21 protein-coding genes are annotated in these 26,478 nt (G+C 53.2%); 16 read left to right on the forward strand and 5 right to left on the reverse strand.

Annotated features, from left to right (window positions below):
* The first annotated feature begins 275 nt into the window (after positions 1-275).
* The 14 genes from tar (at position 276) to HVZ39_RS10835 (ending at position 18,762) form a co-directional block, all read left to right on the forward strand.
* Complete coding sequence (tar, locus tag HVZ39_RS10770; protein ID WP_049283065.1) at positions 276-1,931, forward strand: methyl-accepting chemotaxis protein II; 1,656 nt, start codon at positions 276-278, stop codon at positions 1,929-1,931.
* Between the two features lie 43 nt (positions 1,932-1,974).
* Positions 1,975-3,576 carry a methyl-accepting chemotaxis protein IV gene (tap, locus tag HVZ39_RS10775; RefSeq protein ID WP_181633581.1) on the forward strand — a complete coding sequence of 534 codons (1,602 nt, stop codon included), beginning with the start codon at positions 1,975-1,977 and terminating at the stop codon, positions 3,574-3,576.
* Positions 3,577-3,595: 19 nt separating this feature from the next.
* Positions 3,596-4,468 carry a protein-glutamate O-methyltransferase CheR gene (gene cheR, locus HVZ39_RS10780; protein WP_181633582.1) on the forward strand — a complete coding sequence of 291 codons (873 nt, stop codon included), beginning with the start codon at positions 3,596-3,598 and terminating at the stop codon, positions 4,466-4,468.
* A complete protein-coding gene (locus HVZ39_RS10785; RefSeq protein WP_016153435.1) occupies positions 4,465-5,514 on the forward strand; it encodes a chemotaxis response regulator protein-glutamate methylesterase in 1,050 nt (349 codons plus the stop codon). The genes cheR and HVZ39_RS10785 overlap by 4 nt, the downstream gene beginning before the upstream one ends.
* An 18-nt stretch (positions 5,515-5,532) precedes the next feature.
* A complete protein-coding gene (gene cheY, locus HVZ39_RS10790; RefSeq protein ID WP_016153434.1) occupies positions 5,533-5,922 on the forward strand; it encodes a chemotaxis response regulator CheY in 390 nt (129 codons plus the stop codon).
* Positions 5,923-5,935: 13 nt separating this feature from the next.
* Complete coding sequence (cheZ, locus tag HVZ39_RS10795) at positions 5,936-6,580, forward strand: protein phosphatase CheZ (protein ID WP_029139578.1); 645 nt, start codon at positions 5,936-5,938, stop codon at positions 6,578-6,580.
* A 487-nt stretch (positions 6,581-7,067) separates the two neighbouring features.
* Complete coding sequence (locus HVZ39_RS10800) at positions 7,068-7,919, forward strand: helix-turn-helix domain-containing protein (protein WP_047358306.1); 852 nt, start codon at positions 7,068-7,070, stop codon at positions 7,917-7,919.
* 157 nt (positions 7,920-8,076) lie between these two features.
* Positions 8,077-9,327, forward strand: a complete 1,251-nt coding sequence (locus HVZ39_RS10805) for an MFS transporter (protein ID WP_230675900.1) — start codon at positions 8,077-8,079, stop codon at positions 9,325-9,327.
* A 24-nt stretch (positions 9,328-9,351) separates the two neighbouring features.
* On the forward strand, positions 9,352-12,018 hold the full coding sequence (locus tag HVZ39_RS10810) for an alpha-L-rhamnosidase (protein ID WP_181633583.1): 2,667 nt from the start codon (positions 9,352-9,354) through the stop codon (positions 12,016-12,018).
* 140 nt (positions 12,019-12,158) lie between these two features.
* A complete protein-coding gene (gene flhB / locus HVZ39_RS10815; protein ID WP_016153429.1) occupies positions 12,159-13,310 on the forward strand; it encodes a flagellar biosynthesis protein FlhB in 1,152 nt (383 codons plus the stop codon).
* Entirely contained in the window at positions 13,303-15,381 is a 2,079-nt protein-coding gene (flhA, locus tag HVZ39_RS10820) for a flagellar biosynthesis protein FlhA (protein ID WP_016153428.1), read from the forward strand. Before flhB ends, flhA begins: the two co-directional genes overlap by 8 nt.
* Complete coding sequence (gene flhe, locus HVZ39_RS10825) at positions 15,381-15,773, forward strand: flagellar protein FlhE (protein ID WP_019077041.1); 393 nt, start codon at positions 15,381-15,383, stop codon at positions 15,771-15,773. Before flhA ends, flhe begins: the two co-directional genes overlap by 1 nt.
* Before the next feature lie 262 nt (positions 15,774-16,035).
* Entirely contained in the window at positions 16,036-17,622 is a 1,587-nt protein-coding gene (locus tag HVZ39_RS10830) for an MFS transporter (RefSeq protein WP_016153426.1), read from the forward strand.
* A complete protein-coding gene (locus tag HVZ39_RS10835) occupies positions 17,623-18,762 on the forward strand; it encodes a glycoside hydrolase family 105 protein (protein ID WP_181633584.1) in 1,140 nt (379 codons plus the stop codon).
* Here HVZ39_RS10835 and mrdA read toward each other — a convergent pair.
* On the reverse strand, positions 18,734-20,653 hold the full coding sequence (gene mrdA / locus HVZ39_RS10840; protein ID WP_016156805.1) for a penicillin-binding protein 2: 1,920 nt from the start codon (positions 20,651-20,653) through the stop codon (positions 18,734-18,736). The two genes, HVZ39_RS10835 and mrdA, sit on opposite strands and share 29 nt — an antisense overlap.
* 183 nt (positions 20,654-20,836) lie before the next feature.
* Entirely contained in the window at positions 20,837-22,570 is a 1,734-nt protein-coding gene (argS, locus tag HVZ39_RS10845; RefSeq protein WP_016153423.1) for an arginine--tRNA ligase, read from the reverse strand.
* A gap of 238 nt (positions 22,571-22,808) precedes the next feature.
* Here argS and HVZ39_RS10850 point away from each other — a divergent pair, with 238 nt between their 5' ends.
* Together HVZ39_RS10850 and cutC are read left to right on the forward strand one after the other, a co-directional pair.
* Positions 22,809-23,375: a VOC family protein gene (locus HVZ39_RS10850; protein ID WP_181633585.1), complete on the forward strand. Its 567-nt coding sequence runs from the start codon at positions 22,809-22,811 to the stop codon at positions 23,373-23,375.
* Between the two features lie 2 nt (positions 23,376-23,377).
* Positions 23,378-24,124: a copper homeostasis protein CutC gene (cutC, locus tag HVZ39_RS10855; RefSeq protein WP_080858819.1), complete on the forward strand. Its 747-nt coding sequence runs from the start codon at positions 23,378-23,380 to the stop codon at positions 24,122-24,124.
* Positions 24,125-24,291: 167 nt separating this feature from the next.
* Here cutC and cmoB read toward each other — a convergent pair whose 3' ends face one another.
* Genes cmoB through HVZ39_RS10870 form a run of 3 tightly spaced genes read right to left on the reverse strand, consistent with a single transcriptional unit; the run spans position 24,292 to position 26,436 of the window.
* Positions 24,292-25,260 carry a tRNA 5-methoxyuridine(34)/uridine 5-oxyacetic acid(34) synthase CmoB gene (gene cmoB / locus HVZ39_RS10860; protein ID WP_016153420.1) on the reverse strand — a complete coding sequence of 323 codons (969 nt, stop codon included), beginning with the start codon at positions 25,258-25,260 and terminating at the stop codon, positions 24,292-24,294.
* Positions 25,257-26,000 (reverse strand): carboxy-S-adenosyl-L-methionine synthase CmoA, encoded by a 744-nt coding sequence (gene cmoA / locus HVZ39_RS10865; RefSeq protein WP_047416592.1) that lies wholly within the window; start codon positions 25,998-26,000, stop codon positions 25,257-25,259. The genes cmoB and cmoA overlap by 4 nt, the downstream gene beginning before the upstream one ends.
* Before the next feature lie 40 nt (positions 26,001-26,040).
* Positions 26,041-26,436, reverse strand: coding sequence for an MAPEG family protein (locus HVZ39_RS10870; RefSeq protein ID WP_016153418.1), 396 nt, complete (start codon positions 26,434-26,436; stop codon positions 26,041-26,043).
* Between the last annotated feature and the right edge of the window lie 42 nt (positions 26,437-26,478).

Here is a 26,478-nt window from a genome sequence, read left to right on the forward strand (position 1 = left end):
TATCCATTTTGTTGTGGTGCAGAGGATGTGTATTTGTGATCCTTGTCACGAAATAATGACTATTTCATCCAATATGACCGCGCCCACAGATAAATTTGAATGTTATTCACATGATAATTGTGACGTTTTTATGTGAATGATTTGTGGTTGCCGTACACCCGTCTTCCCCTCCTTCCGCGAGGCTTCACGTCCCTTCAGGATTTCCTTTTCGCAAACGTAAAGTTATCTCAGCGACTGCCGATAACGTTGATAACTCGTTTTCAGGAAGGTGCCTTATGTTTAACCGTATCCGCGTTGTCACAATGCTGATGATGGTGCTGGGGGTTTTCGCACTGCTACAGCTTGTTTCCGGTGGTCTGTTGTTTTCTTCATTGCAGCAGAATCAGCAAAGTTTTGTTATTTCTAACGATCTTCGACAGCAGCAAAGTGAACTCACTTCAACATGGGATCTGATGCTGCAAACACGTATCAATTTAAGCCGTTCTTCTGCACGCATGATGATGGACGCGTCCAACCAGCAAAGCAGCGCGAAAAACGATCTGCTGAAGAATGCGAAAGCATCGTTGGCGCAGGCCGAAACACATTACACAAAATTTAAAAACATCACACCGTTACCCGAGATGGCAGAAGCCAGCGGCAACGTTGAGGAGAAATATCAGCAGTACCATGCGGCCTTAACCGAACTGGTTCAGTTTCTGGAGAACGGCAATATGGACGCCTATTTCGCGCAACCGACTCAGGGAATGCAAAACGCGCTCGGTGAGGCGCTGGGCAAGTACGCCAGCGTTAGCGAAAAACTTTACGCTCAGGCATTCGATAAAAGTGCGCGGGATTACCATTTCGCCCAATGGCAGCTTGGCGTGCTGGCCGTAGTGCTGGTGCTGATTCTGGTGGTGGTGTGGTACGGCATCCGCCATACCCTGCTTAATCCTCTGTCTCGCGTCATTGCCCATATTCGGGAAATCGCCAGCGGTAACCTGACCGCGACCCTGGCCGTCAGCGGTCGTAATGAAATCGGCGAGCTGGCCAGTACGGTTGATCATATGCAGCGCTCGCTGACGGAAACCGTCACCCTGGTGCGTGAAGGTTCTGATGCGATTTATTCCGGGACCAGCGAAATTGCCAGCGGGAACACCGACCTTTCATCTCGTACTGAACAGCAGGCCTCTGCGCTGGAAGAGACCGCAGCCAGCATGGAACAATTGACCGCAACCGTGAAGCAAAATGCGGACAACGCGCGTCAGGCCTCGCAACTGGCGAAAAGCGCCTCCGATACCGCACAGCATGGCGGCAAAGTGGTTGATAGCGTGGTGAACACCATGCACGAAATCGCCGATAGCTCGAAGAAAATCGCCGACATCATCAGCGTTATTGATGGTATTGCTTTTCAGACCAACATTCTCGCACTGAACGCGGCGGTTGAAGCGGCGCGTGCCGGTGAACAAGGCCGTGGCTTTGCTGTGGTTGCGGGCGAAGTGCGTAATCTGGCAAGTCGCAGTGCGCAGGCAGCGAAAGAGATCAAAGCGTTGATTGAGGATTCGGTTTCCCGAGTGGATACCGGGTCCGTATTGGTAGAAAGCGCAGGCGAAACGATGAACGACATCGTAAATGCCGTAACGCGGGTGACCGACATTATGGGCGAGATTGCCTCGGCCTCCGACGAGCAAAGCCGGGGGATTGATCAGGTGGCGCTCGCGGTATCCGAGATGGATCGCGTTACGCAGCAGAACGCCTCGTTGGTACAGGAATCGGCTGCCGCTGCCGCTGCTCTTGAAGAACAGGCCAGCCGCCTGACGCAGTCGGTGTCGACTTTCCGCCTTGCGTCACGTCCGGCGTCGGCTAAGCCACGCGATACACGATTACCTGCAACGGCGGCCGCATCCTATCCGCGCCAGAACAATGAACAAGATACGAATTGGGAAACATTTTGACTGATAGTTAAACCGCGGCCAGTGCCGCCCAATGGGAGCGTTGATGTTTAATCGTATTCGAATTTCGACCACGCTGTTTTTGATTTTAATCCTCTGCGGTGTTTTGCAGATTGGCAGTAATGGCTTGTCCTTCTGGGCATTTCGGGACGGTTTTCAGAACCTGAATCAGGTCGAACGAAGTAATCAGCAACGCGCTGCGCTGGCCCAAACCCGCGCTGTGTTATTACAGGCCAGTACGGCCCTTAATAAGGCAGGGACGCTGACCGCCCTGAGCTATCCGCCAGAGGATATCAACACGCTGATGACCCTCGCACGTGATAGCCTGGCGCAGTCTGAATTGATGTTTAAACGCTTTATGGCGACATCGGATACGACGGCACAAGGAAAGGCGCTGTTTGGCGCAACGGAGAAAAGTTTCAGCCAGTGGCACAGCGCTCTTGCGCATCAGGCCACCTGGCTTGAAAACAATCAGTTGTCAGATTTTCTGACCGCGCCGGTGCAGGCTGCTCAGGATGCTTTTGATGCAAATGTGAATGCGTGGCAGAGCAACATCGATCGCGTGTTGCAAACGGCAGGAGAGCAGAGCCAGCGAAATTACCATATGTCGGGGGTGATTTTCGCCACCATGGTGGTACTGGCGGCACTGCTCACCAGCGGTGCGCTGTACTGGTCGCGCAAGATGATTGTCCAGCCGCTGGCTATCGTGGGCAGTCATTTCGACAGCATTGCCGCGGGTAATCTGGCCCGGCCGGTAGCGGTTTATGGGCGCAATGAGATCTCAGCCATTTTTGCCAGTCTGAAGAAGATGCAGCAGGCACTGCGTGAAACGGTAAGCGAAGTACGCCAGGGCAGCTCAGCCATGCATAGCGGTATTTCAGAAATCGCGATGGGCAATAACGATTTGTCTTCGCGCACTGAACAGCAGGCGGCCGCGCTGGCGCAAACGGCAGCCAGCATGGAACAACTGACCGCCACCGTAGGACAGAATGCGGATAACGCGCGCCAGGCGTCAGGAATTGCCAAAAGTGCGGCAGATACAGCGCATAAAGGCGGCGAACAGACGTCCCGGGTCGCCAGCACCATGCATGAGATTTCCGCGAGCTCGCAGAAAATTGGCGACATCATCGGCGTGATTGACAGCATTGCCTTTCAGACCAACATCCTTGCGCTGAATGCCGCGGTTGAGGCCGCTCGCGCGGGTGAGCAGGGGCGTGGTTTTGCCGTGGTTGCGGGCGAAGTGCGCAATCTGGCAAGCCGTAGCGCACAGGCGGCGAAAGAAATTAAGGGGCTCATTGAGGAGTCTGTCACCCGAGTGCGTCAGGGCTCGCAGTTGGTTGATATGGCTGCGCGCACCATGACGGAAATTGTCAGCTCGGTTACTCGGGTTAACGACATCATGGGCGAGATTGCCTCTGCTTCTGATGAACAGCGCAGGGGCATTGAGCAGGTGGCGCAGGCCGTCAGCCAGATGGACTCCGTGACGCAGCAAAACGCCGGGCTGGTGGAAGAAGCCGCATCCGCCACCGGACAACTTGCCATGCAGGCCGATAATCTTTCTGCCTGTGTCGCATTTTTTAAGCTTGAAGAGCAAACCGTAGCAAAACAAGAATTGGCGCAGCCGCAGGTTGTGCCCGTTGTATCCTGAATGTGATTGAGAAGGCGCTATGACATCATCTCTGCCCCTTGGGCAAACGTCATTATTGTTACAGATGACACAGCGCCTCGCGCTGTCTGACGCGCATTTTCGTCGGATATGTCAATTAATCTACCAGCGTGCGGGGATCGTGCTGGCCGACCATAAGCGGGACATGGTTTATAACCGCCTGGTCCGCCGTCTACGAACCCTGGGACTGGATGACTTTGGTCGCTATCTCAGCATGCTGGAAGCTAACCAGAACAGTGCTGAGTGGCAGGCTTTTATTAACTCCCTGACTACCAATCTGACCGCGTTTTTTCGCGAAGGGCATCATTTTCCAGTGCTGTCAGATCATGCTCGTCGGCGCAGTGGTGAATACCGTGTTTGGAGCGCGGCGGCGTCAACCGGAGAAGAGCCGTACAGCATTGCGATTACGCTCGCCGATACCTTAGGTATGGCTCCGGGCCGCTGGCGTGTTTTTGCCAGCGACATTGATACCGAAGTTCTGGAAAAAGCCAGAAGCGGCATCTACCGCCTTGATGAGCTAAAGACGCTGTCACCGCAGCAGCTACAGCGTTATTTCATGCGTGGCACCGGACCGCATGAAGGACTGGTACGCGTTCGGCAGGAACTGGCGGGGCATGTTGAATTTTCCAGCGTGAATTTACTGGATAAGCAGTACAACGTGCCAGGCCCCTTCGATGCCATATTTTGCCGTAACGTAATGATTTATTTTGATAAAACGACGCAGCAGGACATTTTGCACCGTTTTGTTCCACTTCTTAAACCAGATGGGCTGCTGTTTGCAGGTCATTCAGAAAACTTTAGCAACCTCGTGCGCGAGTTTAGCTTGCGTGGACAGACGGTGTATGCGCATGCGCCAGGTAAGGATAAAGCATGAGTAAAATCAGGGTTTTATCGGTTGATGATTCTGCACTGATGCGTCAAATCATGACCGAAATTATTAACAGCCACAGTGATATGGAAATGGTGGCGACGGCGCCGGATCCGTTGGTTGCCCGGGATTTAATCAAAAAATTCAATCCCGACGTCCTGACGCTGGATGTGGAAATGCCGCGCATGGACGGCCTCGACTTTCTTGAGAAACTGATGCGTCTGCGTCCGATGCCAGTGGTTATGGTCTCTTCGCTGACCGGTAAAGGTTCTGAGGTCACGCTGCGGGCGCTGGAGTTGGGGGCGATTGATTTTGTCACCAAACCACAGTTGGGGATCCGTGAAGGGATGTTGGCCTACAGCGAAATGATCGCTGAGAAGATCCGCACCGCGTCGCGGGCAAAACTGGCGGCCCACAAACCCATGACGGCACAGGTGACCTTGAAAGCGGGGCCGTTACTCAGTTCTGAAAAACTGCTGGCGATTGGCGCCTCAACCGGAGGAACAGAGGCAATTCGCCATGTACTCCAGCCATTGCCGCTTTCAAGTCCCGGTATTCTTATTACTCAACATATGCCGCCAGGATTTACCCGCTCATTCGCCGAGCGTCTGAACAAACTGTGTCAGATCACCGTGAAAGAGGCTGAAGATGGGGAGCGCGTGCTCCCAGGGCATGCGTATATCGCCCCTGGTGACAAGCATATGGAACTGGCGCGCAGCGGGGCGAACTACCAGATCAAAATTCATGATGGTCCGCCGGTTAACCGGCATCGGCCTTCAGTGGATGTGCTGTTCCATTCGGTGGCAAAACATGCGGGGCGTAATGCCGTGGGAGTGATCCTGACGGGTATGGGCAACGATGGCGCCGCCGGAATGTTAGCGATGAACCAGGCGGGTGCCTGGACCATTGCGCAAAACGAAGCAAGTTGTGTGGTGTTCGGCATGCCGCGCGAGGCCATCAATATGGGTGGCGTAAGCGAAGTGGTCGATCTTAGCCAGGTAAGCCAGCAAATGCTGGCGAAAATCAGTGCCGGACAGGCAATACGTATTTGAATCAGGAGTTTATTTTTTATGGCGGATAAAGAGCTTAAGTTTTTGGTTGTGGATGACTTTTCCACCATGCGTCGCATCGTGCGTAACCTGCTCAAAGAACTGGGTTTCAACAATGTTGAAGAGGCTGAAGACGGCGTGGACGCGCTGAATAAGCTGCAGGCTGGGGGATTTGGTTTTGTCATTTCCGACTGGAATATGCCGAACATGGATGGCCTGGAACTGCTGAAAACCATTCGTGCTGATGGCGGAATGTCCGCCCTGCCGGTGCTGATGGTTACGGCGGAAGCGAAGAAAGAGAATATCATTGCGGCGGCACAGGCTGGCGCCAGTGGCTATGTCGTGAAACCGTTCACGGCGGCGACGCTAGAAGAGAAACTCAATAAAATCTTTGAGAAACTGGGCATGTGAGGGTGTGATAATGATGATGCAACCACAAATTAAACCTGCTGACGAACATTCAGCCGGGGACATCATCGCGCGCATCGGCAGTTTGACCCGAATGCTGCGCGACAGCTTGCGTGAACTGGGGCTGGATCAGGCTATTGCCGAAGCGGCAGAAGCGATTCCCGATGCCCGCGATCGTCTCGATTACGTTGTGCAGATGACCGCACAGGCGGCAGAGCGCGCGCTGAACAGTGTGGAAGCTTCGCAGCCGCACCAGGACGCGATGGAAAAAGGGGCCAAAGACCTGACCAAACGCTGGGATGAATGGTTCGAAAATCCGATCGAGCTGTCTGACGCCCGTGAACTGGTCACCGATACCCGCCAGTTCCTGGGTGATGTGCCAGGGCATACCAGCTTTACTAACGCTCAACTGCTGGACATCATGATGGCGCAGGATTTCCAGGACCTCACCGGTCAGGTCATCAAGCGCATGATGGATGTTATCCAGGAGATTGAGCGTCAGCTGCTGATGGTTCTGCTGGAAAACATTCCAGAGCAGGGCGCTCGTCCAAAACGTGAAAACGAAAGCTTGCTTAACGGCCCGCAGGTTGACACCTCAAAAGCCGGCGTGGTGGCAAGTCAGGATCAGGTTGACGACCTGCTGGATAGCCTCGGGTTCTGATCCGTAGCGTTTTTATTTGCTGGCCCGGCAGGCGCTCGCCGCCGGGCATTCTAACCGATAACGGTTTGCGCGTTATCCGGCCTACAGATACCTATCGTTCTCTTTATTTACTATCCATTTTTACGGTGACGTTGCCAGAACGGGTTCGCTCGCTGCATACCGAGCGCGGCGCTTCTGTGGATCCCGCAGGATTATTGGGCCGCCAGTCGGCACAATGTGTCCTGTACTATGATTCGTACCCGGTTGAATGTCTGGATGACGTGGGTTCATCTGCACGGCGTATATCCTCTTTTTTATGCCATAACTTGGCGGTTATTTGCCGAAATGATGCTGAGGTCACAGCAGGTTACGCCTGAGTGACAGTGCGATATATAGACTTGTCATAATAATTGCAGTTAAATGGTTATCAGTGCAAGGCAATATATTATGTCAGTAGGTTATTTATCGATATCCCGAGTGTTTTTACTCGAATAGCGGCGGGGGAGATATGCGAATTTTACGTGAGAATGATTTTTTTCATTCAGAGCAACATGCGTTTTGTCTTTTTTCGATGAATAACCAATTAATGGAAGGTGTGCACGGGCATGATTTTGATGAACTGGTGATTGTCCGTAGCGGTAGCGGGTTTCATATTATTAATGACTTGGTTCGTTTTATCTGCCAGGGTGACTTTTTTTTAGTGACCGCTAACGATACCCATAGTTATGTTTCAACTAATAATCTGTCGGTTATTAATATATTGATTCGTCGCCCGCGCAGTTTTCATTTTTTACAGCACATTGATAATTTGCTCGATTGTATAAAAGAAAAACTTCTACAGCCTACCGCGCTGGCGTTAACTCAGGGAGCGCTGGCGCGTATTGAGGTATTGAGCCAGGAGATAATCTCACGTAACGAGAGTAACTATGACGTGCTCTATTTTTCATTGTGTGAAGTCGCTTTGCTGAACATCATCAACACACTTTGCCAGTGCGACCGCCAAACTGGGGCGCTTAGCCCTGATGAGCGAGGGCGAGCCAATCTGATCCGTATGCTCAAGACCAGTAGCTTGCGTCATTTAGACTGGAATGTGTTGAGTGATGATAACGGTGTCGCCAGGCGCACGATGTATCGCTTAATTAAGCGAGTGACCGGTTATACTCCGGTTAAATTCCAGATGTTGTATCGTGTATTAAAAGCTCAAGAATTACTGCGCACTACGGATAAAACCATCAGTGAAATTGCGGCACGTTGTGGTTTTATGAATGCGATCAGGTTGACTGAATCGTACCGACGGTATTTCCATTATCCTCCAAGCCATGAACGTGAACTTCATTCACGAGTTTTAATAGCGATTTAATTGTTAGGTTAATAACAATAAAAAATTATTACTACCATCCATCGTGACGGGGGTAGGCCATACGCTTATTTCTCGCCTTACTATCTGTAAATTTAAGGGAATCGTTATGTCAAAAAATAAAACACCTAACCCCTGGTATATTGGGGTGGTGTCTGGAATGGCATCATATATTGATTCGGCGGCTATTGTTTCCAGTGGTACAGCCTTAGTCATTTATCAAAAAACAATGGGTATTACTGCACTACAAATTGGCATTTTATCTGGATTATTAACGCTGAGTATTGCCGCTGGGGCTTTTGGTGGCGGTCGTCTTGGAGACCGTATTGGTCGTCGTAATGTTTTTATTATTACGATGGCGATGATTTTTATCGGCACGCTGGCGCTGGCCTTTGGTTTGAACTTCCCGTTCCTGGTGCTGGGCACACTCTTGGTGGGGCTGGCGACAGGGGCTGATTTACCTGTCTCTCTGGCGACTATCTCCGAAGCGGCGAACGATGAAAACCGCGGCAAGATTATCGGCTTGTCCAATTTACTCTGGCTGGTGGGAATTGGCGCCACGATGGGGATCTCCGCTATCGTCGGCGACTGGGGGCTGATTGGCGCGCAAATCATGTATATGCACGTTGGGCTGGTGGCGGTTGTGCTGATGATCCTGCGTTGGTCTATCCCTGAGTCGCCGCTGTGGTTGGCAGCAAAGGATGAACTGCGTCGTGGCATCGCCACCGTGCGGGCGCAGAAAACCGGCTGGCGCGATCTGCTTGAAGGCAAATACCTGTGGCCGTTTATCTCGCTGTGTATCTTTTATACCTTCACCAATCTGGCGGCCAATACCGGCGGGCAGTTTGGGGCTTATGTAGCGGTAAATGTGGTGGGCATTTCGGTCAGCACGCACTCGCTGTGGGGGCTGTTGATTCTGCCAGTGAGCGTGGCATCTGGGTTGATGTTTATGCGCGTCGTTGATACCTCAAAACGGGTTCCATTCTTTATTTTTGGCGCGGTGATGATGTCCGGTGGTTATTTCGTGCCGGTACTGTTTAATTTCTCGCCGCTCTCCTGGTTCTGCTGCCTGCTGTTTACCAATATCGGCACAGGATTTGCCTTCGAAGGCATCATGAAAGTGTGGGCGCAAGAGTCATTCCCCACCATGCTACGCGCCACCGCGCAAGGGGTGATTGTCGGTGTCGCCCGTCTGACCTGCGGCTTGTTGGCGTTCGTCACTCCTGTGCTGTTGAGCGCGGGGCCGGTGGTTCTTTATTGCCTGCTGACGGCGATTGTGGCGATAGGCATGGTTATCGGCTGGCTGTGCTTCCACGGCAAGCAACGTAATGAATTTAATGCAGAAACAGAAATGGTGGCGACGCCTGATAACGGACAGGCGTCGCACGATACTTTGCGGGCCAAAGCCTGAATATGAGCCACTGAGGGAAAAATTATGTTGGCAGTAGAAAAGATTACGCTCAACTATGAAACCACGCTGACGGGCTGCGAAACGTTGCCGGTTTTCGGCTGGATAATCACCAGCACCTTGCGCGATGTACAGCAGCGTAGCTGGCGTTTGCAGCTGTCGGCGCAAGAAGATTTTGCCCAATGCCTGTTTGACAGCGGCGAAATGCACGATGACCGCTCCAGTAATATCGAATTGCCCGACGTCGCCTGCCAGCACTCGACGCGCTATTTTGTGCGGGTGCATATTACCGACAACCACGGTGAAGAGAGCGGCTGGAGCCCGGCGGCAACGTTTATTACCGGCCTGCCAGCGCGAGCGTGGCAAGGGGTGTTTATCTCGGCTGAAACGCCGCAGGATAAAGACAACTCAAAAGGCTCGTTGTTGCGCCATGCGTTCAGTTTGCCCGACGGTGATGACATTGTTTCGGCGGTGGTACATGCCAGCGCACTGGGGCTGTACCAACTGTGGATCAACGGCGAAAAAGTCGGGCGTGATGAGTTATCGCCCGGCTGGACGAGCTACCACCACCATCTGTTGTATCAAACCTGGGATGTGACCGAGCACCTGCGAGAAGGCGAAAACGTGATTGGCGCGATGGTGGGAGCGGGTTGGTATAAAGGGGATATGAGCTTCAACCGCTATCGCAACTATTACGGCCAGCAGACGGGGTTTATTTGCCATATGGTGGTGACGCTCCGCGATGGTAGCCAGCGGATAATCGCCACGGATGCACACTGGCAGGGCAGCGATGACGCCATTTTGTTTGCTGAAATTTATGATGGCGAAGTGTATGACGCACGTCGGGAGCAGCGCGGCTGGAGCGAGCCTGCGTTTAGCGCCGGGCATTGGCGCGCGGTGACGACGCTTGCGGCAGAGACGTCGGTGCTGCAACCGCAAACGGCCTGCCCGGTACAAGAAATAGAACGGCTTGCGCCGTGCTCAATCATCACGACGCCAAAAGGCGAGACGGTGCTTGATTTTGGCCAGAACCTCAGCGGCTGGGTGGAGTTTCGGGTGCGCGGTACGGCAGGTGAGCGCGTGGTGCTGCGCCATTTTGAAGTGCTGGATGCCGAAGGCAATGTTTATCTGGCGAACCTGCGCACCGCCAAACAGTGCATTGATTACACCTTACGCGGCGAGGGGGAAGAATGTTTTCACCCGCATTTTACCTTTCAGGGTTTCCGTCATGTGCTGATTGAACGTTGGCCTGGCACGCCGACGCGGGATGACTTTGTCGCGGTTGTGCTGCATTCCGCGATGACGCCGACGGGTCACATTGAAACCTCAAACGCGGATCTCAACCAACTGCATCACAACATCATGTGGGGGCTTAAGGGCAATTTCGTCGATATCCCAACCGACTGCCCGCAGCGCGATGAACGTCTGGGATGGACGGGCGATGCGCAAATTTTCTGCCGCACTGCGAGTTATCTGATGCAGACGCGCACTTTTTTTGCCAAATGGCTGACCGATCTTCAGCATGACCAAACGCCGGAGGGCGGTGTGCCGCACGTCATCCCCGATATCCTCACCGGCAAATGCGACAACGACCGCTTTTTATCCCACGGGCGCACCCATTCCGCCGCAGCCTGGGCCGATGCGGCGGTGATTAACCCGTGGACGTTGTACCTGATGTACGGCGATAAACAGACGCTGGCCCGCCAGTACAAAAGCATGAAAGCCTGGGTGGAGTTTATGTATGACAACGCTGTTGAGAACCAGTGGTCGTGGAAACTGCAGTTTGGCGATTGGGTTGCGCTGGATGCCAAAGAGGGCAGCTATTTTGGCGCAACGCCGAATGAACTGACCTGCATGGCCTACTATGCGTTGTCCACGCTGCTGCTGGCGAAATCAGCCAAAGCACTGGGAAATGACGTTGACCACACTCATTATCAGGCGCTGCATACCGCGATTGTCGAAAGCTTCCGCAATGAGTTTTTTACCGCCACCGGGCGGCTGGCGGCGCGCACGCAAACGGCGCATATTCTGGCGCTTTACTTCCAGTTAGTGCCGGACGCGCACCGCGAGCGCACCGTGCAAACGCTGCTGGAACTGCTGGCGGAAAATGACGGTCATCTGGTGACGGGGTTTGTCGGCACCCCCTATTTCTGTCACGCATTGAGCGAAAACGGGCAGGCCGACGCGGCGTGGCAATTACTGATGAAAGAGGACTTCCCAAGCTGGTTGTATCAGGTAAAGGCCGGGGCGACGACGATTTGGGAACACTGGGATGGCGTGAAACCGGATGGCACAATGTGGAGCCCGGACATGAACTCCTTCAACCATTATGCCTACGGGGCGATCGGTGAATGGCTGTATCGCGTGGCGGCGGGAATAAATACCGAAGAACACGCGCCGGGCTTTAAATCTTCGGTACTGCGGCCTATTCCGGGCGGTGGCCTGACATGGCTGAAAGCGCGATACGGCTCGGTATATGGTGATATTGCCGTCCACTGGACGCAGGAACCGGCGCGCGATGGCTTACAGTCCATCACCCTTGAGGTAGATATTCCGCCGAATACTCACTCAATGGTGATCCTTGATGGCGCACAAACGCTGCTCGATACCGATGGCCTCGACTTCGCGCCAGTAGACGGCGGCTATAGCGCGCAGGTGGGATCGGGCCATTATCGCGTTATCTGGCAGCGCTAACCGCGTGGTTGTCACGGCAGCGTTCGCGCTGTCGTGGCAAACGAACGCTCGAATTCCTCTGTTTTCGTTTCGCTATTCGACGCATTGGCAATGGTTGCGGTCGCGATAATACTCGTGACCGTGACGACGAGAGTAATGCCGTGGCAGAAGAAAGCGACGACGACAAAACAGAAGCCCCCACACCCCACCGACTTGAAAAAGCACGGGAAGAAGGGCAGGTCCCCCGATCCAAAGAACTGACCTCACTGCTTATTTTGCTGGTGGGCGTGTGCATTATCTGGATTGGCGGGGAGTCGCTTGCCCGCAGACTGGCCGGTATGCTGTCGGCCGGATTACGTTTTGACCACAGTATGGTCAATGACCCTAACCTGATCCTCAGCCAAATCATCCTGCTGATTAAAGACGCGATGATTGCGCTGTTACCGTTGATTACCGGCGTCGTTCTGGTGGCATTAATCTCCCCGGTGATGCTTGGCGGCTTGATTTTCAGCGGTAAATCTCTGCAGCCCAAGTTCTCTAAGCTGAATCCGTTGCCGGGCATTAAACGCATGTTTTCAGCGCAAACCGGAGCGGAACTGCTCAAAGCGATACTGAAATCCACGCTGGTGGGGAGCGTGGCCGGATTTTATCTCTGGCATAACTGGCCGGCGATGATGCGTCTGATGGCGGAATCGCCGATTACGGCGATGGGCAACGCCTTGGATTTAGTTGGCATGTGCGCGCTGTTGGTGGTGCTTGGCGTTATTCCGATGGTGGGGTTCGACGTTTTTTTCCAGATTTACAGCCATCTGAAAAAGCTGCGCATGTCGCGTCAGGATATTCGTGACGAATTTAAGCAAAGCGAAGGCGACCCGCACGTTAAGGGCAAAATACGCCAAATGCAGCGCGCGGCCGCGCAGCGTCGCATGATGGCGGATGTGCCGAAAGCGGACGTGATTGTTACCAACCCCACGCACTATTCGGTGGCGTTGAAGTATGACGAGAACAAAATGAGCGCGCCGAAAGTTGTTGCCAAAGGCGCGGGGCTGGTGGCGCTGCGCATTCGTGAGATTGGCGCTGAACATCGAGTCCCTACGTTAGAAGCGCCACCGCTGGCGCGTGCGCTATACCGTCATGCTGAAATTGGTCAACAAATACCGGGTCAATTATATGCCGCCGTTGCCGAAGTGCTGGCATGGGTATGGCAGCTAAAACGCTGGCGTCTCGCCGGCGGCAAGCGTCCACCACAACCTGAAAACCTTCCGGTGCCTGAAGCACTGGATTTCATGAACGAGAAGAATACTGATGGCTAATCTGGTCGCGATGTTGCGTTTGCCCAGCAACCTGAAATCCACGCAACTGCAAATCCTTGCCGGACCGATCCTTATCCTGCTGATCCTGTCGATGATGGTGTTGCCGTTGCCGGCTTTCGTCCTCGATTTGCTGTTCACGTTTAACATTGCGCTGTCGATCATGGTGCTGCTGGTGGCGATGTTCACCCAGCGTACGCTGGAGTTTGCCGCATTCCCGACAATTTTGCTGTTTACCACATTATTACGCCTCGCCCTGAACGTTGCGTCGACGCGTATCATTTTAATGGAAGGGCATACCGGCGCGGCGGCGGCGGGAAAGGTGGTTGAAGCTTTTGGTCACTTCCTGGTGGGCGGTAACTTTGCGATCGGTATCGTGGTCTTCGTTATTCTCGTCATTATCAACTTTATGGTTATCACCAAAGGTGCCGGACGTATCGCCGAGGTTGGCGCGCGCTTTGTGCTGGATGGTATGCCCGGCAAGCAAATGGCGATTGATGCGGATTTGAATGCGGGTCTGATTGGCGAAGATGAAGCCAAAAAACGGCGCTCGGAGGTGACGCAGGAAGCGGATTTCTACGGCTCTATGGACGGTGCGAGTAAATTCGTACGTGGAGATGCCATCGCCGGTATCTTGATTATGGTGATCAACGTGGTCGGCGGTCTGTTAGTCGGGGTGTTGCAGCATGGTATGAGCATGGGTAGCGCAGCGGAAAGTTATACCCTGCTGACCATCGGTGACGGGCTGGTGGCGCAAATTCCTGCGCTGGTAATCTCCACCGCGGCGGGGGTTATCGTGACCCGCGTGAGTACCGACCAGGACGTAGGCGAACAGATGGTGACCCAACTGTTCAGTAATCCTAGTGTCATGCTGCTTAGTGCGGCGGTGCTTGGTCTTTTGGGTCTGGTTCCGGGCATGCCGAACCTGGTGTTTTTGATGTTTACCGCCGCGTTACTGGGTCTGGCCTGGTGGATGCGTGGTCGTGAGCAAAAAGCTCCCGATGAGCCGCAGCCGGTGAAAATGCCGGAAAACAACTCCGTGGTGGAAGCAACATGGAATGACGTACAGCTGGAGGATTCCCTGGGGATGGAGGTAGGCTACCGCCTGATCCCAATGGTGGACTTTCAGCAAGATGGCGAGTTGCTGGGGCGAATTCGCAGTATTCGTAAGAAATTTGCCCAGGATATGGGTTTTCTGCCGCCGGTGGTACATATCCGCGACAATATGGATCTGCAGCCGGCCCGCTATCGTATTTTGATGAAAGGGGTGGAAATTGGCAGCGGTGACGCCTATCCGGGACGCTGGCTGGCCATTAACCCTGGTACTGCCGCCGGGTCACTGCCGGGCGAGAAAACGGTCGATCCGGCTTTCGGTCTGGACGCTATCTGGATTGAAAGCGCATTGAAGGAACAGGCGCAGATTCAGGGCTTTACGGTTGTTGAAGCCAGTACCGTTGTCGCCACGCACCTTAATCACCTGATTGGGCAGTTCGCTGCTGAGCTGTTTGGCCGTCAGGAGGCGCAACAGCTACTGGACCGCGTCTCGCAGGAGATGCCAAAACTGACAGAAGACCTGGTCCCGGGCGTCGTGACGCTCACTACGCTGCATAAAGTGCTGCAGAACTTACTGGATGAGAAAGTACCGATTCGCGATATGCGCACCATTCTCGAAACGCTGGCTGAACATGCACCGCTGCAAAACGATCCGCATGAGCTTACCGCGGTGGTACGTGTTGCGTTGGGACGCGCCATCACTCAGCAGTGGTTCCCGGGTAATGAAGAGGTTCAGGTTATCGGCCTTGATACCCCGCTCGAACGTTTGCTTCTGCAGGCGCTGCAGGGCGGCGGCGGTCTGGAGCCAGGTCTTGCAGACCGACTGCTGGCCCAGACTCAGGAAGCGCTGTCCCGTCAGGAAATGTTGGGTGCGCCGCCGGTCTTGTTGGTTAACCACGCGTTGCGTCCATTGCTGGCACGCTTTTTACGTCGCAGCATTCCGCAACTGGTGGTGTTATCGAACATGGAGCTGTCTGACAACCGCCATATCCGTATGACGGCGACTATTGGAGGTAAGTAATGCGTAAATTACTGTGGTTGTTGTTTTTTCCTCTGGTAGCGCAGGCTGCCGGAGAAGGCGCCTGGCAGGCCAGCGGCATGGGGATTACTTTAAATCACCGCGGCCAGTCAGCCTCTTCTGCACCTCTGACGCCCAGCCAGCCGGTCTCGGGGTTGATGACGCTGGTGGCCTGGCGCTATGAGCTCAATGGCCCAACGCCCGCGGGTTTACGGGTGCGTTTATGTTCTCAGTCCCGCTGTGTTGAGCTGGACGGGCAAAGCGGGACCACCAACGGATTCAATAATGTTCCCGCCATCGAACCGATGCATTTTGTCTGGGAAGTACCCGGTGGCGGTCGCCTGATCCCCGCCTTACAGGTTCAGAGCAATCAGGTGATTGTGAACTATCGTTAACGCCTCCCTTCATTCCGGCCAGCAGCAGAAACTGCTGGCTGCTTCGCAATTCTAGTCCGCCTCTTTGATTAAATAGAAACGCTGTTTTATAAAATAGGTGACATACGTTGCCGGACTCTTTGTGCTGTTGCCATTTCACGAATACCCCTGGCAAAAATAGAAAGGTTTCACTTGCTGTTAGCTTTTACTGTGGCCCTGTAAGGAGGCCCAATGTCAAAGCGAGGATTGCGGGGCCTCCCAATAATGTGCAGGGGTAACGGCAATGAATACACGTAAAATTGGGTTGGTTAACTATTTTGCCTACGGTTCGGGGGATTTTTTAGGCGCAGGCACCACGGCGTTAACCGCGGCCTGGCTACTCTATTTTTACACGACGTTCTGTGGCCTGACGCCAATCGAAGCAACCTTTATCTTCGCTACCGCCAGAGTGTTGGATGCCGTTGTTAGCCCATTAATGGGTTTTTTAACCGATAACTTTGGCTCCACCTGGCTCGGAAAACGCTTTGGGCGACGCAAGTTTTTTATTCTGTTGGGGATACCCTGTGTCTTTAGCTACTCACTAATGTGGGTGGGTGATATGGGGTTCTGGTACTACCTGCTCACCTATCTGATTTTTGACGTGGTCTACACCATGATTCTGGTGCCATACGAAACGCTGGTACCCGAAATGACCGATGACTTTAAACAGAAAACCAAATTCTCCGGCGCACGCATTTCGATGGCGCAAATGTCTGCCATTCTGGCCTCATTCTTACCCGGCGTTCTGCTGACGCTGTTTGGCAAGGACAACCCCGTCTCTTTTTTCTACGCCAGCCTGGTGTTTTCTGTGCTGTGTGCACTGATGCTGACCTTCGTCTGGTTCTTTACCTGGGAACGCCCACGGGAAGAGTGGACTGAGGCGGCGCTGCGAGCCGAAGAAGAGAAGAAAAGCCTGACCTTGAGTCAGAGTATGAACCGTTTATTTGTGGAACTGAGTTCAACACTGCGCATCCGTATCTTTCGCCAGCATTTAGGAATGTATCTTGGCGGCTATATTGCCCAGGACGTCTTTAACGCCGTCTTTACTTACTATGTGGTGTTTGTGCTGATGCAGGAAGCATCAATGGCGTCAAACCTGCTGGGTACGATGGCTATCTTCCAGTTTATTGCCGTTATCGCCATGATCCCATTGTGCATCCGTTTCGGACCTGCGCCGTCTTATCGCATGGTGGTCGTCCTGTTTGGCCTCAGTTCACTCTCCTATGCGGGGCTGTATTACGCCGGATTAAGCGATGTTTATTCTCTGTTGCTATTGGTTTCCGCCGTTGCGGGTTTAGGACGCGGTGGTATCAACTACGTTCCCTGGAATATCTACACCTATATTGCCGACGTTGACGAAGTGATCACCGGTCAGCGTCGGGAAGGGATCTTCGCCGGCATTATGACGTTAACGCGTAAAGCGTCGCAGGCGGGAGCGGTGATGCTGGTGGGGATTGTGATGCAGTTGTCTGGTTTTGTCTCCGGTCAGAGCGCACAACCCGCGGCGGTCAGCCATACCATCCTGTTAATTCTGAGCTGCGGAACGCTGATTGTTCTGGCGCTGGGTTTCCTGGTTTCCTTGCGCTTCAAACTGAACCTGCAAACGCACAGCACCCTGCGCGAAGAGACAGCAAAAATGCGTGAGTCCGGGCAACCCGTGCTGGAAGGACTTTCCGCTAAAGGACGCGCGACCGTAGAGATGCTATCGGGCATGCCTTATGAATCACTTTGGGGTAACAACAATATTGGTTACCTGAATCGTAATAAACCAGCGGCACCGAAACTGGAAAAGGGTGCTGTATTGAATTCGACATTGACAGAGGTTAAGTAAATGATTGTTTATCCGGTTAAACACAGCCCATTGTTGCGCCAGCCAGAACATTTTATTGCCAGGGATGAATTAAAAGCGTTGATCAAAAAGGTGACGCATAACCTGGTCAATATTCATGACGAGACCGGCGAGTTCTTGCTACGTCTGGATGACGGACGCGTTATTGATACCAAAGGCTGGGCGGGATGGGAGTGGACGCACGGCATCGGCTTGTACGGGATGTATCAGTATTATCAGCAAACCGGCGATGCCACGATGCGCGATATTATCGACAGCTGGTTTGCCGATCGCTTTGCGGAAGGTGCAACGACCAAAAACGTTAACACCATGGCGCCGTTTTTAACGCTGGCATATCGCTATGAAGAGACGCGTAATCCCGCGTATCTGCCGTGGCTCGACAGCTGGTCTGAGTGGGCAATGCATGATATGCCGCGTACCCAATTCGGCGGTATGCAGCACATTACGCTGGCGGAAGAAAATCACCAGCAGATGTGGGATGACACGTTGATGATGACGGTCTTACCGCTGGCGAAGATTGGCAAGTTGCTCAACCGTCCCGAGTATATTGAAGAGGCAACCTATCAGTTCCTGCTGCACGTGCAAAACCTGATGGATAAAGAAACGGGGCTGTGGTTCCACGGCTGGAGCTATGAAGGACAGCATAACTTCGCCAACGCTCGCTGGGCGCGTGGCAACAGCTGGTTAACTATAGTCATCCCGGATTTCCTCGAATTACTTGATTTGCCGGAAAACAATGCAGTGCACCGCTATCTGGTGCAAGTTTTGAACGCGCAAATCGCGGCGCTGGCGAAGTGCCAGGATGAAAGCGGACTGTGGCACACCTTGCTGGACGACCCGCAGTCGTATCTTGAAGCCTCGGCAACCGCCGGATTTGCCTATGGGATCCTCAAAGCGGTACGTAAACGCTATGTCGGACAAGACTATGCGGCTGTAGCCGAAAAAGCGATCAGAGGCATTGTGCAACATATTTCGCCGGAAGGTGAATTGCTGCATACCTCGTTTGGTACCGGGATGGGCCACAATCTCGATTTCTACCGCAACATCCCCCGGACCTCCATGCCTTACGGTCAGGCGATGGCGATGCTGTGCCTTACCGAATACTTGCGTAAGTATTTTTGATATCGGTGTCCGATGGCGTTGCGGCTATCGGACCCGCTTGTGCGTCGTCGTCCTGCGCAGCAAACAGATGATCCATGATTTGACGCATGACTGGTGCGGCGGTGACGCCATCGCTGCCGCCGTTTTCCAGAATTAACGCTATGGCGACTTTTGGGTTCTTATATGGCGCAAATGCGGTATAGAACACGTGGTCGCGCAGACGTACGGGGATCATTTTCGCATCGTAGGTCTGATTTTCTTTCAGGCTAAAGACCTGTGATGTGCCACTTTTCGCTGCAATGCCGTAAGGCGCGGTGTGAAAGAACTTATAACCGGTACCGTTTGGCTCATTCGCCATGCCGAACATCGCTTGACGCACCAGCCCCCAGTAGGGGGACGAGGCAGAGGCAATTTGTGACGGTGCTTCGGGAGCCTGATATGGCGTGATGACTTTTCCGCTCTCTTCATCACGTAGCAGGTGAGGGGCGATAACCTTGCCGTTGTTAATCAGCGCGACCATGGCTTTAACCATCTGGATCGGCGTGGCAATCCAGTATCCCTGACCGATGCCAACCGAAATGGTATCTCCCTGATACCAGGCTTTTTTATGCACTTTCTGCTTCCATTCGCGGCTCGGGAGCAGGCCGTTATACTCCTCACCAAGATCGATGCCGGTCGGCTTGCCATAGCCAAACTGGCTGAGCATGCTGTTAATACGGTCGATCCCCATCATATATGCCACCTGATAAAAGAACGTGTCGGCGGATTCTTCAATTGCTTTGGTGACATCCAGCATACCGTGGCCCGTTTTTTTCCAGTCACGGTAATGTCGCTCCGTGCCGGGGAGCGTCCAGGTGGGGGCGCCGAAGAAACGGGTCTGCGGCGTGATCACGCCGTCCAGTAATGCTGACATCGCCATATACGGTTTGACCGTGGAGGCGGGAGGATACAACCCTTGCGTGACGCGGTTGATTAACGGCAGATCCTTATCCTGAAGCAGCTTGTTATAGTCCTGATAGCTAATACCTTTGACAAACGGGTTGGGGTCATAGCTGGGGTTCGAAACCATTGCCAGCACGGAACCGTCATGCGGATCCTCAACCAAAACGGCGGCCCGCTGGCCCACCAACAGACTCTCAATATATTGCTGTAAATGGAGGTCCAGCGTCAGGTGGATATCTTTTCCAGCAACGGGCGGCACATCTTTGATCAGGCGTACGATGCGTCCGTGGTTATCAACTTCGACCTCCTGATAACCGGTTTTCCCATGCAGTTCATTTTCATAGTAGTGCTCAATACCCTGCTTACCGATGTTGTGATCGGCGGCGTAGTTCTCTGTCAGGCCTTTTTGATCCAGCGCTTTCAGGTCGTTGTCATTGATTTTCGACACATAGCCAAGGACATGCGCCAGCGCTGCGCCATAAGGGTACTGGCGGTCTTCATAGCTATTGATATTGACGCCGCTGAAATGAAACTGGTTAACCGAGAAGCGGGCGATTTCCACATCGGTCAGCGCATTTTTTAGCACGACCGGGCGATAGCGGCTGCTGGCTTTCAGCGCATGGCGAAACTGGTCAATGTCATCAGGAGTGAGGTCAATGATAGGCGTGAGCTGCCTGATCAGGGCATTCATATCACTGATTTTATAAGGCGTAACGGAAATGTCGTACCAGGTTACATTGCGCACCAGCGGGATGCCGTTGCGATCGTAAATCATGCCACGCGTCGGGGCCACGGGCAGCATTTTGATGTCGTTTGCATTCGAGCGGGTGGTGTAATACTGGTGCTGACAGATTTGTAAGTTGTAGAGATTGTAAATCAGGATGCCAAAGCAGATGACCACCAGGCCAAAGGCCACCAATACACGCCGCTGGAAGAGTTTTTCCTCCGCCTCAAAATCTCTGAATGTCATTGACCCGTACCCGATTAATTCGCCGCCTCATGATACGGAGGCTTAAACGGGATGACAGGCAAAAAATGTTCCATATCTCTACGGAAATGTGTCATTCCTTGTGAGTTGTTACAGATTGCCTGTTACAGAAATAAAAAAGGCCTGAGTCCGAATTTCGGAGTCAGGCCTGATAGATGAGCTGATTTACATACGTTCTACGGTTTCGATACCCAGCGTATCCAGACCCAGCTTCAGGGTTTTCGCCGTCAACTGTGCCAGTTTCAGGCGGCTGTTACGAATCTCTTCGTTTTCAGCGCTGAGGATAGGGCAGTGCTCGTAGAAGCCGGAGAACAGACCGGCAACGTCGTACAGGTAAGCACACATCACGTGCGGCGTACCTTCACGTGCAACAACGGTCAGCGTTTCTTCAAACTGCAGCAGACGAGCAGCCAGCTGAGCCTCGCGATCTTCACTGATAATCACCTGCGCATTTGCCAGCGCGCTTTCATCGATATCGGCTTTACGGAACACGGACAGTACGCGGGTGTAGGCGTACTGCATATACGGCGCAGTGTTCCCTTCGAACGCCAGCATATTGTCCCAGTCGAAGATGTAGTCGGTGGTACGGTTTTTGGACAGATCGGCATATTTCACCGCGCCGATACCGACCGCATTCGCCAGTTTTTCCAGCTCGTCGGCAGGCATGTCCGGGTTCTTCTCCGCTACCAGACGGCGTGCGCGTTCCAGCGCTTCATCCAGCAGATCGGCCAGTTTAACCGTGCCACCCGCACGGGTTTTGAACGGCTTGCCGTCTTTACCTAGCATCATACCGAACATGTGGTGTTCCAGCGGCACAGAGTCCGGCACATAACCGGCTTTACGCACGATGGTCCAGGCCTGCATTAAGTGCTGATGCTGACGGGAGTCGATGTAATAAAGTACGCGGTCGGCATGCAGCGTTTCATAACGGTACTTGGCGCAGGCGATGTCGGTCGTGGTGTAGAGATAGCCGCCATCTTTCTTCTGAATGATTACGCCCATCGGTTCACCTTCCTTGTTCTTATACTCATCAAGGAATACGACGGTAGCGCCTTCGCTTTCAACAGCCAGGCCTTTAGCTTTGAGATCGGCCACGATGCCAGGCAGCATCGGGTTGTATAGGCTTTCACCCATGACGTCGTCACGGGTCAGGGTGACGTTCAGGCGATCGTAGGTTAACTGGTTTTGCGACATGGTGATGTCGACCAGTTTGCGCCACATCTCACGGAAGTACTCGTCGCCGCCTTGCAGCTTCACGACATAACTCCGGGCACGTTCCGCGAAGGCTTCATCTTCGTCGTAATGTTTTTTCGCATCACGGTAGAAACCTTCAAGGTCAGCCAGCGCCATCTCGCCAGCATTTTCCTGCTGCTGTTTTTCCAGCCATGCGATGAGCATACCGAACTGAGTACCCCAGTCGCCGACGTGGTTGGCGCGGATAACATTGTGACCGAGGAACTCCAGCGTACGCACCGCAGCGTCACCGATGATGGTGGAACGCAGGTGACCAACGTGCATCTCTTTCGCTACGTTAGGTGCGGAGTAATCAACCACAACGGTTTGTTTAGCCGGTTGGGTGACGCCCAGACGATCGGAAGCCAGCGCCTGCTGAACGTGCTGCGCCAGAAATGCCGGATCGAGAAAAATATTGATAAAGCCCGGGCCTGCAATTTCAACTTTGCTGGCGATCCCGTTGAGATCCAAATGAGTCAGCACCTGCTCAGCCAGTTGTCGCGGCGCCATACCCAGTTTTTTAGCGACAGCCATCATGCCGTTAGCCTGATAGTCGCCGAACTGTACTTTTGCTGACTGACGAACCTGCGGTTCGCAATCTGCAGGCGCGCCTGCAGCAATCATGGCCTGACTGACTTTTTCTGAGAGAAGAGCCTGAATATTCACCGGAATACCTTACATTTATGAAGCGGCTTAAAATGCACCGCACCAGTTTAAGAATTAAGGGCGGGAGTATACTGCAAATGCCCGTTGCCGTCAGCATTGCGAGTATCGCCAGCAGCCTGAAATATAAACATTGTCATTACGTATAATTATTCATATTGCGCTTAAGAAAATCAGCAGTTGGTTGGGGCTGCGCAACAGGGTAAATTAGCGGCTTTGAATATGGATATGAGCTTTCATTATGGCGAACTGGCAAACAGTTGCAGAACTGCATGATATTTCCGCAGATTTACCGCATTTCATTCAGGCGTTAACGGATCTTTCCACTCGCCTTGGGCTGGATATCTCATTGCTTGAAGCCGATCACATTTCTCTGCGTTGTCATCAAAATACCACCGCAGAGCGCTGGCGTCGTGGGTTTGAACAGTGCGGCGAATTGCTGTCAGAAAATATCATCAATGGCCGACCGATTTGCTTGTTCAAACTCGATGAGCCAGTTTGTGTGCAACACTGGCAATTTACTATCGTAGAACTGCCGTGGCCGGGCGAAAAGCGCTATCCGCATGAAGGCTGGGAGCATGTTGAAATTGTTCTGCCGGGTGAGGTGGAGACGCTGAATGCACGAGCGCTGGCGCTGCTTTCAGATCACGGGCTGAGCCAGCCGGGCATATTTGTAAAAACCAGTTCGCCAAAAGGCGAGCGCGAGCGTTTACCGAATCCAACGCTGGCGGTCAGCGATGGCAGCGTGACGATAAAATTCCATCCGTGGTCGATTGAAGCCATTGTGGCAAGCGAACGTCAGGAGTGAGTATGGCATTACTGGAAATCTGCTGTTACAGCATGGAGTGCGCGCGCACGGCGCAGCAAAACGGCGCGGATCGCATTGAGCTTTGCTCGGCGCCCAAAGAGGGGGGCTTAACGCCGTCCCTGGGCGTCTTGCGTTCGGTTCGCCAGCATATCTCGATTCCGGTCAATCCCATTATTCGGCCGCGCGGGGGCGACTTTTGTTACACCGACGGTGAATTCGCTGCAATGCTGGATGATATTGCGATGGTAAGAGATCTGGGGTTCTCAGGGTTGGTAACCGGCATTTTAGATGCAGAGGGTGATGTCGATATGCCGCGCATGGAGAAAATAATGATCGCGGCGGGACCGCTGCACGTCACTTTTCATCGGGCCTTTGACATGTGCGCTAACCCACTCAATGCGCTAAAAAAATTAGCTGATTTGGGCATCGCCAGAGTGCTGACTTCCGGGCAAAAATCAGATGCGGCGCAAGGTTTAACAAAAATTATGGAACTTATTGCGCAGGGGGATGCTCCAATCATTATGGCCGGAGCGGGGGTTCGCGCCTCGAATTTGTCCCTGTTCCTTGATGCTGGAGTGCAGGAAGTCCACAGTTCTGCCGGAGTATGGCTGGCTTCCCCCATGCGTTATCGCAATTCGGGGTTGTCGATGTCTTCGGATGCACAGGCGGATGAGTATTCACGCTATGCGGTAGACGGGGCGGCGGTTGCGGAAATGAAAGCAATCATTGCACACCACCAGGCCAGCTGATTTTTACCGTTGCATCATGTCGCCCAATATGATGCTTGCTCGTACCAGGCCCCTGCAATTTCAACAGGGGCCTTTTTTTATCCTGCATATTTCAAGCCGCAGCGTAGTTGTCTGCCTTGCTGCAAGTTGAACTATTTTGCAGAAAGTGTGCTATCTGGCAAAAATGATTACGGCTTACGTGCAATCAATACCGCGCGTAATGGGGCCGGGTAGCCTTCCACCGTTTTGCTGTGATCGTTCGGGTCGAGGAAGTCGGCCAGTGATTCGGTTATCATCCACTCGGTGCGGCGCTGCTCTTCGGTGGTGGTGACGCAGACATCAGCGATGCGCACATCAACAAACCCACATTTTTCCAGCCAGTTTTTTAACGCCAGCGCAGAAGGAATAAAGTAAACGTTACGCATCTGCGCGTAGCGATCGCCCGGTACCAGTACGGTATTTTCATCACCTTCGACGACCAGCGTTTCCAGTACCAGTTCGCCATCTTTCACCAACTGATCCTTCAACTGCCACAGGTGTTCCAGCGGTGAACGGCGGTGATAAAGCACTCCCATGGAGAATACGGTATCAAAGGCGTTGAGCGCCGGAAGCTGCTCAATACCCAGCGGCAGCAGGTGAGCGCGCTGGTCATTACCCAGCAGTTTACGTACTGCCTCAAACTGGCACAGAAACAGCTGGGTAGGATCGATGCCAACCGCCAGATGCGCCCCCGCGCCAATCATGCGCCACATGTGATATCCACTCCCGCAGCCGACATCAAGAATGGTGCGCCCGGTGAGGTCAGACAAGTGCGGCAGAACGCGATCCCATTTCCAGTCCGAGCGCCACTCGGTATCTATATTGACGCCGTACAACGAGTACGGCCCTTTACGCCATGGCATCAGGTTACGCATCAGGGTGTCGATACGTTTGAGCTGACCGTCGCTGAGCGGCTCATCGCTTTCGGCGGTAACGCTATGCAGTAAGTCCAGGCGATGCGGCGTCAGCTCGGGCAGAAACTCGACCGCATTTGACCACTGCTTAAACAAGCCGTGCTGATCGCGCTGCCAGGTCGCGATTTGCGCCGGGAGCGTTTCCAGCCAATGGGAAAGGTGATTTTTGGCAATCAGTTGATAAAAGTTACCAAAGTCGATCATGCGCTAACCTCAGCTTTCAGTGCCACCAGAGAACCAAAGTTAAAGCACTGGAACCACAATTCGCTGTGTTCAAAGCCCGCCTGATGCAGTCTCGCTTTGTGCGTTTCGACCGAGTCGGTCAGCATCACGTTCTCCAGCATGCTGCGCTTTTGGCTGATTTCCAGCTCGCTATAGCCATTTGCCCGTTTGAAATCGTGGTGCATGTTGAACAGCAGCTCGCCAACGTTAGCGTCTTCGAAACTGAATTTTTCAGACAGTACCAGCGCGCCGCCGGGGTTAAGCCCCTGATAAATCTTATCCAACAATGCCTGGCGCTCAGGTGGCTCAAGGAATTGCAGGGTAAAATTCAGCACCACCATCGAGGCGTTTTCGATAGTAATGTTGCGAATATCGCCTTCGATAACGTCAACCGGTGTCGGCGCTTTATAGGCGTCAATATGACGGCGGCAGCGCTCAACCATGGCCGGGGAGTTATCAACGGCAATAATTTTGCAATTCTCGTGATGAATATTGCGACGCACCGAGAGCGTCGCCGCGCCCAGAGAACAGCCCAGATCGTAGACCTGTGTGTTGGGTTGTACGAAACGTTCGGCCAACATCCCAATCATAGAAATGATATTGGAATAGCCAGGAACGGATCGCTGGATCATATCCGGGAAGACTTCAGCTACCCGTTCATCAAAGGTCCAGTCACCCAGACTGGCGATAGGCGCAGAAAAAAGCGTGTCGCGGTGAGACATAACGTAAAAATCCGGGAAAAATAAAGTGGCGTATTGTGCGCTAATGCAGGGAGAAAACCAACTCCCAGGGCATATACCAAAGATTCGCCAGCACCATTAGCAACAGCGAACACCAGGTCGCGCTCATGCCTGAACGGCGCCAGCGGAAAAGCCGGTGATGGAATCCGTAATAATGCATCAGTCGTCCGGCAATCAAAATCAGCCCGCAAATATGCACCATCCACGTTTCTGCGCCGTTCATTTCCATAAATAACAGCAGCACCAATGCGACGGGAATATATTCCACCGCATTACCGTGAATGCGGATAGCGCTTTGTAGTTCGCTAAAACCTCCGTCACCATATGCAACGCGGTATTGCATGCGCAGGCGAACGACGTCAAAGGAGAACTTAATTAACAATAACGCACCCAATACGGCATAAAGCGCGCTTACCATACAAACTCCCTTTTAAAATGGCTGATGGCATTGACTATGATA

Source organism: Citrobacter sp. RHB35-C21, assembly GCF_013816515.1.
Taxonomy (GTDB): domain Bacteria; phylum Pseudomonadota; class Gammaproteobacteria; order Enterobacterales; family Enterobacteriaceae; genus Citrobacter; species Citrobacter braakii.

Excerpts from the sequence above, each read along its gene's own strand:
- tar (WP_049283065.1), top strand. The coding sequence starts at position 276 with ATGTTTAACCGTATCCGCGTTGTCACAATGCTGATGATGGTGCTGGGG.
- tap (WP_181633581.1), top strand. The coding sequence starts at position 1,975 with ATGTTTAATCGTATTCGAATTTCGACCACGCTGTTTTTGATTTTAATC.
- cheR (WP_181633582.1), top strand. The coding sequence starts at position 3,596 with ATGACATCATCTCTGCCCCTTGGGCAAACGTCATTATTGTTACAGATG.
- HVZ39_RS10785 (WP_016153435.1), top strand. The coding sequence starts at position 4,465 with ATGAGTAAAATCAGGGTTTTATCGGTTGATGATTCTGCACTGATGCGT.
- cheY (WP_016153434.1), top strand. The coding sequence starts at position 5,533 with ATGGCGGATAAAGAGCTTAAGTTTTTGGTTGTGGATGACTTTTCCACC.
- cheZ (WP_029139578.1), top strand. The coding sequence starts at position 5,936 with ATGATGCAACCACAAATTAAACCTGCTGACGAACATTCAGCCGGGGAC.
- HVZ39_RS10800 (WP_047358306.1), top strand. The coding sequence starts at position 7,068 with ATGCGAATTTTACGTGAGAATGATTTTTTTCATTCAGAGCAACATGCG.
- HVZ39_RS10805 (WP_230675900.1), top strand. The coding sequence starts at position 8,077 with ATGGCATCATATATTGATTCGGCGGCTATTGTTTCCAGTGGTACAGCC.
- HVZ39_RS10810 (WP_181633583.1), top strand. The coding sequence starts at position 9,352 with ATGTTGGCAGTAGAAAAGATTACGCTCAACTATGAAACCACGCTGACG.
- flhA (WP_016153428.1), top strand. The coding sequence starts at position 13,303 with ATGGCTAATCTGGTCGCGATGTTGCGTTTGCCCAGCAACCTGAAATCC.
- flhe (WP_019077041.1), top strand. The coding sequence starts at position 15,381 with ATGCGTAAATTACTGTGGTTGTTGTTTTTTCCTCTGGTAGCGCAGGCT.
- HVZ39_RS10830 (WP_016153426.1), top strand. The coding sequence starts at position 16,036 with ATGAATACACGTAAAATTGGGTTGGTTAACTATTTTGCCTACGGTTCG.
- HVZ39_RS10835 (WP_181633584.1), top strand. The coding sequence starts at position 17,623 with ATGATTGTTTATCCGGTTAAACACAGCCCATTGTTGCGCCAGCCAGAA.
- mrdA (WP_016156805.1), bottom strand. The coding sequence starts at position 20,653 with ATGACATTCAGAGATTTTGAGGCGGAGGAAAAACTCTTCCAGCGGCGT.
- HVZ39_RS10850 (WP_181633585.1), top strand. The coding sequence starts at position 22,809 with ATGGCGAACTGGCAAACAGTTGCAGAACTGCATGATATTTCCGCAGAT.
- cutC (WP_080858819.1), top strand. The coding sequence starts at position 23,378 with ATGGCATTACTGGAAATCTGCTGTTACAGCATGGAGTGCGCGCGCACG.
- cmoB (WP_016153420.1), bottom strand. The coding sequence starts at position 25,260 with ATGATCGACTTTGGTAACTTTTATCAACTGATTGCCAAAAATCACCTT.
- cmoA (WP_047416592.1), bottom strand. The coding sequence starts at position 26,000 with ATGTCTCACCGCGACACGCTTTTTTCTGCGCCTATCGCCAGTCTGGGT.
- HVZ39_RS10870 (WP_016153418.1), bottom strand. The coding sequence starts at position 26,436 with ATGGTAAGCGCGCTTTATGCCGTATTGGGTGCGTTATTGTTAATTAAG.